At 50.4% G+C, this 359-nt stretch carries 1 protein-coding gene; it reads right to left on the bottom strand.

Translation table 11 applies throughout. The annotated features are described in order from the left end of the window. Nucleotides 1-158: 158 nt before the first annotated feature. On the bottom strand, nt 159-359 hold a 201-nt coding region (locus tag CWC14_RS19305), incomplete at its 5' end, for a PDC sensor domain-containing protein (RefSeq protein WP_171036904.1).

Raw genomic sequence — 359 nt, 5'->3', positions numbered from 1 at the left:
AGGTCATCACCCACAGTACGAATGCGGCTGCTTAGCCAATTGGCAAAATACATGGTTAGCACCAAGAACACCACTGCAAGTAACACGCTGGCCAGCACGGAAGTCCTAATAACCGAGTTAATCGCGCCGGAGATCTCATGCTCTGGCAAGACCGCGACCTATTTCAAGTCGGTGCCTTCAATGGGCATCACCGCACCATAGACGATCTCGCCATCGAGCTCAGTTTCATTAAGTACAAAGCCACTGCCATTGCTAGAGAGAGCCGAGCTCAGTGGTGCTAACTGGTTAACATCGGCCACCGTTTTGCCAATAAAACGGTTGTTTTCATGAGCAATAATGCGCTGTGTGTCATCGACCAG

It is taken from the genome of Pseudoalteromonas sp. S3260 (assembly GCF_005886925.1).
GTDB classification, from domain to species: Bacteria; Pseudomonadota; Gammaproteobacteria; order Enterobacterales; family Alteromonadaceae; genus Pseudoalteromonas; species Pseudoalteromonas tetraodonis.
Note: the sequence above shows the minus strand (reverse complement) of the source record. Positions and strands in the feature narration are given on the sequence as shown.